A 14115-nucleotide genomic window follows, 5' to 3' on the forward strand; every position below is an offset into this window, starting at 1 on the left:
CTCGCGTATGTCGGCGCACTTGCCTTCGACGACCATCTTTTCAACATGGCGATCACGACGTTTGCCGTCGCACTGCTCGTCGCCTCACACGGAATGCGTCGATGGCCGCTTGCGATGGCGGCGGGCGCGGCCTGCGGCATCACGTTCCGCTACGCCTTCGTGCCCTCGAACGGCCTGCTCGCGCTCGGCACGGCGCTCGGCGCGTCGTCCGGTTTCGCACTTCAGACGCTCGCCGAGCATCAATGGCGACCTCTTCACGCGTGGCGGCGCGTCCGTTTGCGCTGGACGACGCCCGAGGCCGTCGCGACGCGGCGGGGCGCGGTCGCGTGGCTCGCGGCACTTGGCGCGAGCGCGTTTGCCTTCACGCGCTACAACTTCGTCGATCTCCACTATTACACGTCGGAAATCGAGCACGGACCGGCGGCGACGCTCTCCGACTGGTTCACGCAGATTCCGGCCTACGCCGCGATCCTCGTCGCGCATTTGCTCGGACCCGTAGTGGCGCTCGCCGTCGCGCTCGGGTTTTGGCGGCTCTTTCGCGACCGCCACGATTCGCGCTGGGTGATGGCGGCATGGTTCGCCGTTCCGCTCGTCGTGCTCTCGCTCGTCGTGAAGAAAAACGCGTACTACATTTATTATGCGGCGGTCGCGGCTGTTCCCGTGGCGGGTTACGGCCTCGCGCGGTTCGGAAACGGGCGCTGGGCATCGGGAGCGCGCGCGGCGGTCGCGTTGCTGCTCGTCGCGTCGATCGGGCGTGCGTTACTGGCCGACGCGCCCCGGCCCGGCGAGGGGATCTGGGCGAACGTGTTTCAGGAGGCGAGCGCGCACGTGCTGCAAAGCCCCAGATCATTCGATGCCCGCGAGTCGCACCTGCCCGTGCCGGGACTCGTGCGGGCGATGCGCCGCGCTCACCCCGAACTTTCGCATCCCACGTTGCTCGTCCTGGGTTCGGCCGATCTGATGGAGCGGATGCGTTACGGGATCCTCGCCGAAGACCCGCGCGTGGCCGTGCGCAATCCGATGCTCACGCCCGAGCCGGTGGAACTCGCTTCGGTGGCCGCGATCATGACGCCGTGCGGACTCGGTGAACTCGGCAGTCTCGCGTCGGCGCTCGCGGCGCTTCCCCGCGAGAACGATCTGGCGTCCATCGATGAAACGCGCGGCGCGGCTTATCGCGCGATGGTCGACGGGCTGCGCCCTTTCGCCGACCGATTCGCACCGTTCGCCCGCTCGGGCTACGGGTGTTTTCATGTCCGAACGCCCGACTGAGCCCGCCGGCGAATCGCGTCGCGCCCACATGATCGCGGCGGCGGTCACGATCGCGTCCATCTTCGTCGCAGCCGGGGGCGTGACGTGGTGGAACGCGCAAACGCAGCCCGTCTTCGCCGCGCGCCCGCACTCGGTGCTCGGTTTCGTCGCGCAAAACGCGACGTGGCCCGACTACGCCACGCAGCAACACGCGCCGCGCAACGCGCCCATCATGCGCGCAGCCGCGCGTGGCGCTCGCGCGTTCGGCGGTTCGTATGCGGCGCAGATGCTGCCGCAGACCGCGCTGCTCGCGGTCCTCATCGCCGTTTGCGCATGGATCGCGGCCCGCGTCGCAGGGCCATTTGCGGCAGGCCTCGCCGCGATCGTCTGCGCCGTCACGCCCGCCAATCTGCTCGCCGCGCTCGCGTTCGACGACCAGCTCTTCAACATGACGGCGACGGCGATCGTCGTCGCGCTCCTCGTCGAGGCGACGCGCACCGGTCGCGCGTGGATCGCACTGGTCGCCGGCGGCATCGGCGCGATCGTGTGGCGATTCGCGTTCGTGCCGTCGAACGGCGTGCTCGCGCTGGGGTGCGTCGCGTGCGCGTGCACGGGGATGTTCGCGGATCTCGCGGTCGCGCGGCGCGCGGGCGCGGCGTCGGCTTCGACGAAGGCGCGGCTGGCGCGTCCGTGGGTCGTCGCGATGGCCGCGTTTGTCGCCGCGCTCGCGGGCGGGATCGCGCTCGGCGAATTCGCGCGCGAATTGCCGCTCGACTACTACTCGCGCGAAGCGATCAACGTGCCCGCCGCGGCGAGCGGAGCGGCGGATACGGCGCGGGGTCTTGCGCTCTACGCCGCGCGGATGTGGCGCACCGATCTCGGCCCCGTGCTTTGCGCGGCGCTCGTGCTCGGCGCGATCGGTCTCGCGCGCTCCGGATCGCCGCACCGATTCGGATTGCTGGCATGGCTCGTCGTGCCGCTGGTCGTGCTCTCCGCGATTCCAAAAAAGAATGCGTACTACATTCTACCCGCGCTGGCGGCGGTCCCGATCGTCATCGGCGCGGGAATCGCGGCCTGGCCACGTGTGCTTCGCATCCTCGCGGGTGCGGCGTGCGTGCTGGGCGCGGGCGCGCTTTCCGTCGCGTGGTTCACGGGACTCGTCGCGAACGAGCCGCTTTCGGGCGAGTGGACGCGGCACTTTCAGGAAGCGCCGAATTTTTCGCCCGGGCCGCCGCAGATCGGCGCCGCTCCCGAGGCGAAGACGGCGCGCGCGCTGGTGGACGACATCCGCCGCGCTCGGCCCGACGACTGCCCGCGCCTCGTGATCGTCGCGCCCGGCAATCAGACGCGGCATTTCATGAACGCACTCACCTGGTTCGTGCTCGATGCCGATCCGCGCATCGCGCTCGCGGAGATCGGGCACGTGCGCCGCGTGCCGTTCGAGGACGGCGCGCCGCTCCTCGTCGCCTTCGGTCGCGACGAGATGACGGTTCCGCCGATCGGGGAATTGAACGAGTACGCGCTCGATCAGTCGCGCGGCGAATCGCCCTTCGGACGCAGCGGCGCGGCGCAGTATCTGACGGGGGTGCTTTCGTCCGGCGCGCCGCGCGAGGTCGCGCGAACGGAGCGCTACACGCTGTGGTCGCTCGGCGCGGCGGCAGTCGCGACCTGCCCGAGCGTGGTTCCGTGACGCACGCACACGATCCCTTGCGTGCGGCGCGAAACGATCGGCAAGATGCCGCCATGAATTTCCACGGCGCAAACGCACCCCGGCCCGAGCCGAGGCGCGCCCTCGCGGCGCTCGCCGTAGTGTTCTTTGCCGCGGGTTGCGCGGCATCGGTCGCGGTGTGGAACGCGCGCACGCAGCCGGTCTTCGCGCACCGCCCGCACCCCGTCACGGCGCAGGCGGTGATGTTTGCGAATCCCGGCGCGGACGACGACCTGCTCGCGGCGATTCCCGCCGCGTGCCCGCTTTTCGTGATCAGCAAACTCGCGCTCGCGGGGAGCGAGGTGACGTATCCCCGCGTCGCGGCGGGTCAACCGGTGCTGCTGGCGTTGCTCGTGATCGTGCTCGCGGGAGTCGCGTGGCGCATCGGCGGTGCGCGCGCGGCGGTCGCGGCGGCGGCGATCGCGGCGGCGACACCCGTCGTCTTTCTCGCGGCCATCGGATTCGACGACCACCTCACGCTCATGTTGGCGGCGGCGACCGGGCTGCTCTTCCTCGCGGGTGACCGCCCCTTCGCGCGACTCTGGCCCGCCATCGGCGCGGGGTTCGCGATCTGCGCGGCGCTGCGTTTTGCGTTCGTATCCAGCAGCGGACTCGTCGCCGCGTCGGTCGTCGGCGCGTGCGCGGGAGCGCGATTCGTTCACGAGGTGTTTGCAACGCCGTCGGCACGGCGTGGGGCGACGCTGACGCACGCGGTCGTCGGCGTTGCCCTCATGGCGGCGGTCGTCTTCGTGGTCGCGCGTCGCGACGGCGGATTCGCGTATCTCGCGCCGTCGTATCTCGGCGCCGAAGCCGGGCACGCGCCGCCGGGGCTCGCACGCAACCTGCTCGCCTATCCGTACTTGATGGGGCGATACCACCTGGGACCGATCGTCACCGCACTCGCTCTGGTAGGCATGTGGCGGGCTGTGGATCTGTGGCGGGCTGCGCGCGAGCGCGACGCCCGGGCGATCGCCGTGGCCGTCGCATGTCTCGCGCCGCTCGCGGTGCTCGTCGCGATCCCGAAGAAAAACCCCTACTACCTCTTCGCGCTGCTCACCGCGGCGCCGGTGCTGGGCGGATTCGCGTGGTCGCGGATGGCGAATTCGCTCGCGCGCACGGTCGCAGGCGTCTTCATCGCCCTCGGCATCGGGCTCGTGCAATGGGGTCTGTGGCGCGGCGATCCCGAGGCGCGACCCGCGCCGGGATTCGAGGACTACATCCACGAGCCCTCGTCGTTCGCGCTGCATCGACCCGACGACCGCGAACACCCGGACCGCGCCGAGGCGCTGCGCATCACCGAGGCGTTCGCCGCGATCGGCGTGAAGCCACCGGCGACGATCCTCGTCCCCGGCAGCGTCGCCGTGTTCGACGAGCTTCGATATTTCCTGCTTGCCGTCGATCCGCGCTGGCGCCTTTACGTGGCGCTGCCCGCGGCGAGCCCGCCGATGCGCGAACCCGTCGCCGTTCTGCGCGAGGCGGGTGAGCGCGCCGACGCCCCGGTCGGCGATGCGATCGAAGCCACCGCGCGGATGATCGAGGAAGACGAACGCGTCGGCACGGACCACGGCGGCCGACCCGCGTTTCTTCGGCGGCTCGCGCATGACGTTCCCGAATGGCGGCGCATCCACCGCTCGGAGCGGTACGTCGTGGATGTGCCCGAGTTCGTGGCGGCAGCGGCCGCGACGGCGGGACCATGACGGCGACGACGTCGTCCCCGGAATCCGGCGTGCGCAGCAAGCGCATCGCGACGTTCGCCGCACTGGCCGTCTTTGTGCTCGCGCTCGCGGCGGCGCTTGCGTGGATCGAGCGCTGGAACGCGTGGACGAATCCGATCTTCGCCGCGCGCCCGCACCCCGCGCTGCCGCACGCGTTGCTGCACCATCACATGCAGCCCGAGTCCGATCTGCTCTACGCGCTCCCCTGGGAGTCGCCGCTCTTCGCCGTCACCGACGCGGTGATCGATCGCTTCGGCCGCACGTATTCGGCGATCATGCGTGCGCAATATCTGTTCTACGCGCTCGCCGCGCTCGGTCTCGCCGCGGCGGCCTGGGCGCGTGCCGGTGCGCGCATGGGCGCGTTCGCGGGGCTGCTCGCGCTCGCCGCGCCGGTGCCGATCGCCGCCGCGCTCGGCATGGACGACCACGCCCTCATCCTTGCATTGGCGGCCTGGAGCCTGTGCGCGATGGTCGTCTCCGAACGGATGACACGACCCGCTCCCGCCCTCGTCGCCGGTCTGCTCGCCGGGCTCGCGATGCGCTGGGCATTTGTGCCGAGCAGCGGTTTGCTCGCGGTCGCGACGATCGCCTGCGCGGCGGGGTGCGACGCGCTCGCCGGTGCGGTGGATCGCTACGGAGGCGTGCGCGCGTGGTGGCGGATGCGAAGGCGGCCCGAGGCGTGGCGAGCGGTCATCGGCCTCGGCGCGATGATGGCGGCATTCGCCGTCGCCGCGTGGTGGCGCTCGCCCAACCCCCCGCTGCAACTCGGTTACTACTCCGCCGAGGCGGGCGAATCGGCCGCCTTCGGCGCGGGTGCGTGGCTTGCCGGCGTCCCCGCGTACGCGCTGCTCGCCGCGCGGTTCCAGCTCGGCCCCGTGCTCGCGGCCACGACGTGCGTCGCGCTGGTCGTGCTGTGGCGAACGCGCCACGACGACCGCGCGCTCGTGACGGGGTGGATCCTCGTGCCGATCCTCGCGCTCTCGCTCGTTCCCAAGCGAAACGCGTACTACGGCTGGTGCGCGCTCCTGGCCGCGCCGTTCGCGATTTCGCTGCTGGTCGCGACGATCGAAAAAACATGGGCGCGGGTCGGTCTCGCGGTGGCAATCGCCCTTGGCGCGATGTCATGGTCCGTCGCGCGGATGCTCGCGCCCGAGCCGAACGTGCCCGGATCGGCGACATTCCGCCACTTCGAACAAAGCTCCATGTACGTGCTCACGCGGCCCGACTTCACCATCGAGGGCGCGCGCGCCCCCGAGCGCGCCATGCTCGATGCGCTGCGCGAACGCCTCGGCGCGGACGAGCGCGTGCTCGTCGTGCTCCTCGGCACGCAGGAGCCTTTCGAGCAACTGCGCTATCATCTGCTGATGCGGGATGCCGACGCGCAGCTCCACATCCTCGCGCTTGCGGGGCGCAATCCACCGGACGACGCGCGGCCGTTTTTCGCCGAGGTCGCGCCGTCGCGCGGCGTTGCGCGGCCCTTCGCGGATGTCGTGAGTGACGCGATGGAGCGCCTGCGTCGCCAGTTCGGTTCCGAAACGCCGATCTCGCACCCGACGATGGGGTACCTGCAACGGCTGGCGGAGCACGCGGGCGAGGTTGAACCGGCGTACATCGGCGAGCGAATCGTGGTGTACGACCGGGCCGGGGGCGCGCCGTGACGGACGAAACGCGGGAGCGCCCAATGCGCGAGGCGGCGCTATGCGCCGTCGCGGTTGCGGTCGTCATCGTCGTCGCGCTCGTGACGTACGACGCGTGGAATCGTCGCACGCAGCCGATCTTCGCCGTGCGTCCGCACCCCATGCTCCCCGCCGCCATGCAGGAATTCATCCGGCCCGGTTACGGCGAATATTCGGCGGTGGTGCCGCGCGACAAGGCGTTGCTCGTATGGACGTCGTTCGCCCTGCGGCATTTCGGCGGCGACTACGTCGCGCTCATGCGGGCGCAACTTGCGGTGCTTGCGCTGCTCATCGCCCTCGCGGCCGTCGCCGCGTGGCCGGGCGGCGGGGCCGCCGCCGCGATCGCCGCCGGAGCGTTCGTCGCGTTCGCACCGCTCACCGCCGAACTCACCCTCGCCTTCGACGATCACCTCTTCAATGCGGCGGGCGTCTTCGTCGCGCTCGCGCTGCTCGCGTGGTCCGACGGCGGCCGGCGCCGGCTGGTCATGCTGGCGGCGGGGCTCGCGGCCGGGGCGGTGCTGCGCGGCGCGTTCATCCCGTCGAACGGCCTGATCGCGCTCGCGACGGTTGTCTTCGGCGCACTGGGTCTCGCGGCCGAGCACCTCGTGCGCGAACGAAAGTCCATCACTCACGTGGTCGCAACGCGCCACGCCGATTCGATGCGCGACCTCATCGCGCGACCCGCCCTCGGCGCGCTCGCGATGCCGGCGGGCTTCGCGCTCGTCGCCGCGTCGATCTGGGCGTCGGGCCGCATTCAGCCGGGCTACTACGCGGGCGAATGGTCCCGCGCGTTTCTGCCCGACGAACTCATCCCGCACACGCCCGGCGCGGTCTGGGCGTATCCATGGCTCGTGTTCCACGAGCAACTCGGACCGGTCGGCACGGCGTTCGTGCTGACGGGGCTCGCAGCGGTCGTCGCGTTTCGCCCGCGCGGAATGGGCCTGTGGATCGGCGCGTCGCTTGTCCCGTTCGCGCTCGTCGTCGCCATCGCGAAGAAGAATCCGTACTACGACGTGTATGCCGTGCTCGCGATGTTGGGGCTGGGCGGGCTCGGCCTCGCGGCGATCCCCCGTCGCGCGGTGCGCGCGGTCCTGATCATCGTCTTCGTCCTCGCGGGCGCGGCGTTCACCGGGCACCGGCTCTTCACGGGGCGGACGATCGAGGGCACGCCGCTCGTGATGTATCACTTTCAGGAGCAACCGGGTTTCTGGCTGAACACGCCGCGCACCGAGCCCTGGCCCGAGGACGACGCGGCAACGCGCATCGCCGCCGCGATTCGCGAGATCCGGCCGGCCGGCGACGCGCTCGTCCTCGTCGTGGATGAGACCGTGGTCATCGAACGCGTCGAGCGTCTGCGGTATTTTCTCGCGACGCGCGATGCGCACCTCACGCTCCTCGTCACGCAGACCGCGCAGGCGCTCCCGTGGCGCGACCCCGCGCCGCTCGTGCTGCACATCCGCGTCGGAGACGCCGACGCACCGACGCCGCGAGCGTTGCTCACGAAGGGCGCCGATTATCACCGCAATCCGCGCAGTGCGTTCGCCGACGCGGGCGGGCTCGCGTATCTCGACGATCTCGCACTCCGGGCCGACGTGATGACGACGCTCGACGAAGGGGACTTCTGGGTACTGTACGGATTCGCGCCATGACGGAAGCGCGCGCGGATCGCACGCCCGCCTCCGGCCCGCCGATGTGGGCCGTGCTCGTCATCGTCGCGGCCATCGTCGCCGCCGCCGCCCTGTTCGCATCCTGGTGGAACGCGGCTACGCAACCCGTGTTCGCGGCGCGCGCGCACCCCGTTCTGCACCGCGCGCTGCTGCACGAAAATTCGGCCGCGCCTTACGAGCTGTCGAGCATGGTGCCGGACAATCGCCCACCGGTCCTGGAACTCGCGCGCGTCATGACGTCGCGATTCGGACGCTCGTACCGCGCGATCATGGCCGCGCAAACGACGTGGCTGGCGCTGTGGATCATGCTCGCCGCCGCGCTCGGTTTCGTGCTCGCCGGGCGCGGGGCGGCGATCGTCGCGTCGGCGCTCGCGGCGGCGACGCCGATGGCCTGGGTGTGCGCGCTGGGCTTCGACGATCACCTCTTCAACCTCGTGCTCACCATGGCCGCCGTGCTCGCGCTCGCGCTTTCCGATCGGCTGACACGCCCCGTCGCGGCGCTCGCCGCCGGAGCGCTCGCCGGCCTCGCGATCCGTTACGCGTTCATCGCGTCGAACGGGATTCTGACGGCGGGCGCGGTGCTGTGCGCGGCGGGCGGATTGGTCGCGGAGGATCTCGCCGCGCGTCGCCGCCATCTCGCGGCGAGCCTGCGCGGAGGCGTCGGACGAATTCCCCGCGAACTCCGGCCGCAACTCGTGGGCACGGCGTTCCTGCTGGTCGGCCTCGTCGCGGGGCTGTGGCGCGCGGATCTCGCGTCGCAGGCGGCATTCGGCTACTACGCGGGCGAGGTCGGCAACTCACCCGCGCGCGGCGCGCTCGACTGGCTCATCGCCCTGCCGATCTATCTCGACATCAGCGCGCGGCATCTGCTCGGCCCCGCGATGTTCATCGCGACCGTCGTCGGTCTCGTCGCGCTCGTGCGATCCGCCGCGCCGGGGCGCGGGCTGCTCGTGGCGTGGTTCGCCGTGCCGGTTGTCGCGCTCTCAGTCTTTCCAAAGAAGAATCCGTATTACATCTACGCCGCGCTCGCCGCCGCACCGGTCATCGTCGCGGCGGTGCTCGCGCGCGTTCGGCCCGATGCCCGTCGGCGCGTCGTCACCGCGGTAGTGATCGCCGCGTGCTCCGCGTGGACGGCGTGGCATGCGACGCGCGGCGGCGATGCCGAAATGCCGAAACTCTTTGCGGCGTACACCTTTGAGCAGGGCGCATACGTGCTTCGCGCGCCGGTCACGAAACCGAGCCTGGAGCGGGCCGAGGCGGATGCGATCCATTCCGCCGCGCGGGCGCGCCGTGCGCCGGGCGATGCGCTGCTCTTCATCGTGCCCGGCGCGGTGGGGCCGATGGAGGAGCTTCGCTACTTTTTGCAGGAGCACGACGCGGCGGCGCGCGTGTTCGCCATCGCCCTCGCCGAGATCACGCCGCCGACGGACGTGTCGCCGTTCCTGCTCGTGCCGCGCGGCGCGTGGGACGCGGCGGGCGAGCGCGGCGCGGCGGGCGTGATCGACGACTCGGTCGCGTACGTCCTGCGCAAGGTGGAGAAGACGCACGACGCGATGGGGCAGATCGAGACCGCGGGGGATCCCGTCGCGCGGGCCGAGTATCTGCGCGCGCTCGCGGGCGCAGCTTGGGCGGTCGTGTACGAGTCGGATCGCTACGTGCTGCTCGATGGAGGCGTTTCGTGACCGCGCCGCTCTCCCGACGTAAGCGCGAACGCGTATTTGCGTGGCTCGGCGCGGCGCTCGCGCTCGCGGCGGCGATTGCGGCGATGCACGCGTTCAATTTGCGCACGCAGCCGGTTTTTGCGCAGCGCGCGCATCCCATCCTGCATCAGGCGGCGCTCCACGCGCATCCCGAAATCCCGCGCGAGCTTTCGAGCATGGTGCCGGACAACGAGCCGCCGCTCTTTCGCCTCTCGAACCTCACGTCCGCGTGGCTCGGCGACAACTACGCCGCGTATATGGCGGCGCAGCTCGTTCTCTTCGCCGCGTTCGTCGGCGCGTGCGCGGCGATCGGATTTCGCGTGCGCGGCCGTCGCGGCGCGGCGTGGACGGCCGCATTCGCCGCGTGGCTGCCGGCGGCGCACTTCGCGGCGCTCGGCTACGACGACCACCTGTTCAACATGACGCTCACAGCCCTCGCCGTCGCGTGCGTGATCGGTGCGCGGGGAGCGCGGCTCGTCGCGGGTGCGTTTCTCGCGGGCGCGTTCGCGGGGATCGCCCTGCGTTACGCTTTCATCGGCTCCAACGGTCTGCTGGTCGCGGCGGCAGTGGCGAGCGCGATCGTCGGCGCTGCGGTCGATGCGTTCGGCACGCAGGACGCGGCGCCCGAACCCCGCGCGCGCACGCTGGCATTCGGCACGGGAGCGCTTGCGGTGTTCGGCATCGCGGCGGCGATCTTCGCGGCGCGCGGCGGATCGCTCGAATACCTGAGTCCCGGCTATTACGGCGGCGAGGTCGGCAACGCACCCTTCTCGGGATTCGTCCCGTGGCTGCGGTCGCTCGCCGCGTATCCGCTGTTGCTCATGCGCTTTCACTGGGGGGTGCCGCTCACGGCGTGTGTGCTCGTGGCTCTGTGGACGCACTTCGAGCGACGGCTGCCGGGTCGATTCGCGCTCGCGGCATGGCTCCTGATGGAAATCGTCGCGCTCTCGGCGATTCCCAAAAAGCATCAGTGGTACATCGACTACGCGCTCATCGCCGCCGCGCCCATCGCGGGAGTCGCGTCGGCGTATTGGCGGGAATTGGGACGCGAGTCGCGCGCCGGGCGCGTCGCCGTGCCCACGCTGCTGGCGGCTTGCGTGGCGTGGGCGGCGTGGGGGCTTGCGCGGCCGAGCCCCGCGTGGATGCAGGCCGCGTTCATGGACATCGTGATGGACGAGCGGGGTCGATCTCTGATGATGCCGATCACCGTGACGAGCGATGCGGCGGACGAGGCGGGTGCGCTTTCGGCGCTCACGCGCTCGCGACGCGGAGCCGACGAGCCGCGCGTGCTGGTCGTGCTCGACTGGGTCGGCCCGCTGGAGGAATTCCGCTACGAGTTCGCGCTGCGCGACCGTGCGCTGCGACTCTACGTCGTCGGCGCGGCCGTCTTGCCGCCGCCCTCCGGAAAGCCGTTTCTCGTGTATCCGCGCCGCCACGGCGAAGACGCGCCGCCGCCGCTGCCGGAACTCGTCGAGCGCACCATAGGCTACGTCGAGGCGCGTATCGCCGAGGGCGCGGCGCCCGTCGATCGTCTACCGCACCTGTACGACCTGCGTGCGAGGGCCGGCGAGTTCCGCGTCGTCCACGAGGGACCCGACCTCGTCGTGTACGACACGCCGTGACCGCTCCGCACGAGAAAAAACGCCCGACGCGTTGCCGTCGGGACGACAGACGCACGAGAAAAAACGCCCGACGCGTTGCCGTCGGGCGTCAAGGAGGGAGGGATCGTTGCGTGGCGGGTCTTGGGGCTTCGGGATAGGCAACCGGCCCCGCCTGCCGGTCTGGACTCGGTTTCGCCTTGGGGCTACGCCGCGCCGGCCAGCGACTGGAGCGCGGCCACGTCGATCACCATCGACTTGCGCGGGAACTGCCGGATCAGACCGTCCGTCTTGAATTTCGAGATCGTGCGGATGCAGGTCTCGACGGTGACGCCGGCCATGTCGGCGATCTCCTGTCGCGTGAGGCCGATGGGGATCTGCCCCGGCGTCTCGCCCGGCCAGCGCTCGGCCAGCGACACGAGCAGCGACGCGATGCGCTCCTGCGCGCGCCCCACCGACAGATGCTCGACGCTCCCCAGCACGCCCGCGAAGGTGTGGCCGAGGTCCTCGCCCACCGCGAACGCGAGCGCCGGGTGGCGCATGGCCAGTTCGCGCAGAGCGCGGAACGGGATCTTGGCCGTGACGACCTTGCCGCGGGCGACGGCGGTCACGAGATAGGGCGAGCCGGTCAGCACCTCGGCCGCGCCGATGGTGTCGCCCTCGCCGAAGATTCCGATCACGCGATCGCGGCCCGACGGGTCCTGCTTCACCAGGCGCACGCTGCCCTTTTTCACGACGTGAATGGAGCGGGACTCGTCGCCCTCGGAAAACAGCACTTCGCTCCGGCGGTACACGCGCGAACGCACGATGCCGAGGTAAACCTCGTGTCCGATCGCCATCAGGGTCTTGAGGATTTTCGATTCGGGCTGCGTCGATGTCTTCATGGTTGTCTCCCGTGTTGGGCGGTTCGACTGACCGGAAATACGCGGGATTCTCCAGTCCCGTTACACCAATATAATCATTTCCGACCGGTTGGTACGATTAAACGGCGCGATGATGATCTGGATCAGGAAAAACGGGACTAATTTCGTCCGAATTCACTCGCGGCGGTAGTTTTTCGTGAGATGACTAACCAAACAAGAACCGCCGAAGGGACCAACACCGCGCCGTGCTGAATCGTCAGATGCCAGAATCCCTGATCGGCGCAGTGGTAGTGCAACGCGATCACGGCGGTTCCGGCGACCAGTGCGCTCGTCAGCCAGAGCGCGGCGGGGCTTTGCCTCAGGTAGTCGCGCACGATCCACAAAAAGCCGGTCATGGCGACGGCATGGACGAAGCCGCCCTCGAAACACGCCCATCCTCCGCGCGGCATTTCGGCCAGCGGCTGCGGGGAAGATGTGGCGACGAGGAAAGCGACGATCGCGGCGAGATCGACGGCGGCCATGACCGCGAGGGTGCCGCGACGCACGAGCGGCGCGCCGAAAACGAGGGCGGTTGTCGCCGCCAGCGCGAGCGCCAGCACGACGCCGAGCGCAACGAGAAACGCGGCCGACCAGGAGTCGGGCCATCCGCGCCGCGCAAGCCCCGACCACAGCGGCGCGTGCGCGGCGACGAGGGCGAATGCGGCGGTGGCGATCGCTCCGACGCGCCGGCCGCGACGCTCGTGACGCAGTCGCTCCACAATGATCGAGCGCGCGTCGACATACGACTTCGCGTCGCGCTGGGCCGTCGCCGTCATGTCATCGGCCCTCCATCAGCGCGCCGAGCTTTTCGCGCAGCGACGCCCACGCGCGATGTTTGCGCACGCGCACGGTCGTGGGTTCGAGGCCCAGTCGCTCGGCCACCTCGTGCAGGTCGAGTCCCTCGAAGACGTGCATCACGACGACAACGCGCTGGTACTCGGGCAGCGTCTCGATGGCGGCGCGCACCGCTTCGGAGAGAAAGGGATCGACGTGCGCATCCCACGCGCCGGGATCGGGGAGTTCGTCGGAGGGCCGCGCGGGATCGCGCCCGCGTTTGCGAAAGGCATCGATGAGCAGCCGGTCGGCGATGGTGAAGACCCAGGGCAGAACGGCGGTGCCGGTGCGATAATTCGCGCGGTGCGCGTGGAGCTTCAGAAACGTCGCCTGCACGATGTCCTCGGCCAATTCGACGCCGGCCTTGCGCATCAGGCGGCCGGCGATCACGGGCCGCAGCTCGGCGTAGAGCGCCGCGAAGGCCGCCTCGTCGCCGTCGGCGTAGCGCTCCATCAGCTCTTCGAGCCGGGAATCGAATTTCGAGGCGCCGTCCCGGGGCGTCATCACAATCAGCACGATGAGCATCGGGGTTGCCGTTCGCGAGCCCGGGATCGTCGCCGGGCGGATGGAATTGGGAAGGCATAAGTGTGTGGGGAGGGTGATCGAAAATCAAGACGCTCGTCTCCGCGGACGTCTTCCATACGCCGAGGGTGCCCCGGGCGTTCCCCGCGCGGCGCGAGCCCGATCATTCTTGTCATCAATCGCGAAATCGGGTAAGCGCTAGCCCTCGATAAACGCCTCCCGATGCCGGGACGAGTCCGCCGGCCGGAGTGATCATGAAGAGTTGGTTGTGCAAGGTGTGCGGCTACCTGTACGAGCCGGAGAAGGGCGACCCCGAGGGCGGTATCGCACCGGGCACGCCGTTCGCGGACATTCCCGACGACTGGGCCTGCCCGCTGTGCGGCGTCGGCAAGGAAATGTTCGAGGAGTACGACGACTGATCGCGCCACGCGAACGTGCGCATCGCTGACTCCCGCCGACCGGTCCTTGCCGTCATTCCCGATATTCGAACCTCGCCACAGCTGCCGCGTCCCGCGCAAGGTCGCCGTGTGCGCATGCACATTTTT

General features: G+C 70.1%; 11 protein-coding genes. 8 read left to right on the forward strand and 3 right to left on the reverse strand.

The genetic code is table 11. The features are described 5' to 3' along the window. From IT350_16595 to IT350_16625, 7 genes are all read left to right on the forward strand, one after another. Nucleotides 1-1269, forward strand: a 1269-nt coding sequence (locus tag IT350_16595; GenBank protein ID MCC6159673.1) for a hypothetical protein, incomplete at its 5' end; no start/stop codon positions are given. Next, nucleotides 1250-2938, forward strand: coding sequence for a hypothetical protein (locus tag IT350_16600; GenBank protein ID MCC6159674.1), 1689 nt, complete (start codon nt 1250-1252; stop codon nt 2936-2938). The genes IT350_16595 and IT350_16600, both read left to right, overlap by 20 nt. Before the next feature lie 53 nt (nt 2939-2991). Further along, the gene (locus IT350_16605; GenBank protein MCC6159675.1) at nt 2992-4653 is read left to right on the forward strand and encodes a hypothetical protein; all 1662 of its coding nucleotides are present in this window, start codon (nt 2992-2994) and stop codon (nt 4651-4653) included. Continuing rightward, on the forward strand, nt 4650-6329 hold the full coding sequence (locus tag IT350_16610; GenBank protein ID MCC6159676.1) for a hypothetical protein: 1680 nt from the start codon (nt 4650-4652) through the stop codon (nt 6327-6329). Before IT350_16605 ends, IT350_16610 begins: the two co-directional genes overlap by 4 nt. After that, complete coding sequence (locus tag IT350_16615; GenBank protein ID MCC6159677.1) at nt 6326-7996, forward strand: hypothetical protein; 1671 nt, start codon at nt 6326-6328, stop codon at nt 7994-7996. The genes IT350_16610 and IT350_16615 overlap by 4 nt, the downstream gene beginning before the upstream one ends. Further along, nucleotides 7993-9696 carry a hypothetical protein gene (locus IT350_16620; protein MCC6159678.1) on the forward strand — a complete coding sequence of 568 codons (1704 nt, stop codon included), beginning with the start codon at nt 7993-7995 and terminating at the stop codon, nt 9694-9696. The genes IT350_16615 and IT350_16620 overlap by 4 nt, the downstream gene beginning before the upstream one ends. Beyond that, complete coding sequence (locus tag IT350_16625; GenBank protein MCC6159679.1) at nt 9693-11336, forward strand: hypothetical protein; 1644 nt, start codon at nt 9693-9695, stop codon at nt 11334-11336. The genes IT350_16620 and IT350_16625 overlap by 4 nt, the downstream gene beginning before the upstream one ends. 182 nt (nt 11337-11518) lie before the next feature. On the opposite strand, the gene IT350_16630 is transcribed toward IT350_16625, so the two are convergent. The 3 genes from IT350_16630 to IT350_16640 all read right to left on the reverse strand — a co-directional run bounded on the left by IT350_16630 (nt 11519) and on the right by IT350_16640 (nt 13573). Then, nucleotides 11519-12196, reverse strand: coding sequence for a Crp/Fnr family transcriptional regulator (locus IT350_16630; GenBank protein ID MCC6159680.1), 678 nt, complete (start codon nt 12194-12196; stop codon nt 11519-11521). 137 nt (nt 12197-12333) lie between these two features. Further along, nucleotides 12334-12990: a hypothetical protein gene (locus tag IT350_16635; protein MCC6159681.1), complete on the reverse strand. Its 657-nt coding sequence runs from the start codon at nt 12988-12990 to the stop codon at nt 12334-12336. 1 nt (nt 12991) lies between these two features. Continuing rightward, entirely contained in the window at nt 12992-13573 is a 582-nt protein-coding gene (locus IT350_16640; GenBank protein ID MCC6159682.1) for an RNA polymerase sigma factor, read from the reverse strand. A 251-nt stretch (nt 13574-13824) separates the two neighbouring features. Here IT350_16640 and IT350_16645 point away from each other — a divergent pair, with 251 nt between their 5' ends. After that, complete coding sequence (locus tag IT350_16645; protein MCC6159683.1) at nt 13825-13989, forward strand: rubredoxin; 165 nt, start codon at nt 13825-13827, stop codon at nt 13987-13989. Nucleotides 13990-14115 lie beyond the last annotated feature (126 nt).

Source organism: Deltaproteobacteria bacterium (assembly GCA_020845895.1).
GTDB lineage: Bacteria > Lernaellota > Lernaellaia > JACKCT01 > JACKCT01 > JADLEX01.

Coding starts and splice junctions, on each gene's coding strand:
- IT350_16640 (MCC6159682.1), bottom strand. CDS start 13,573: ATGCTCATCGTGCTGATTGTGATGACGCCCCGGGACGGCGCCTCGAAA.
- IT350_16630 (MCC6159680.1), bottom strand. CDS start 12,196: ATGAAGACATCGACGCAGCCCGAATCGAAAATCCTCAAGACCCTGATG.
- IT350_16635 (MCC6159681.1), bottom strand. CDS start 12,990: ATGACGGCGACGGCCCAGCGCGACGCGAAGTCGTATGTCGACGCGCGC.
- IT350_16620 (MCC6159678.1), top strand. CDS start 7,993: ATGACGGAAGCGCGCGCGGATCGCACGCCCGCCTCCGGCCCGCCGATG.
- IT350_16645 (MCC6159683.1), top strand. CDS start 13,825: ATGAAGAGTTGGTTGTGCAAGGTGTGCGGCTACCTGTACGAGCCGGAG.
- IT350_16610 (MCC6159676.1), top strand. CDS start 4,650: ATGACGGCGACGACGTCGTCCCCGGAATCCGGCGTGCGCAGCAAGCGC.
- IT350_16600 (MCC6159674.1), top strand. CDS start 1,250: ATGTCCGAACGCCCGACTGAGCCCGCCGGCGAATCGCGTCGCGCCCAC.
- IT350_16605 (MCC6159675.1), top strand. CDS start 2,992: ATGAATTTCCACGGCGCAAACGCACCCCGGCCCGAGCCGAGGCGCGCC.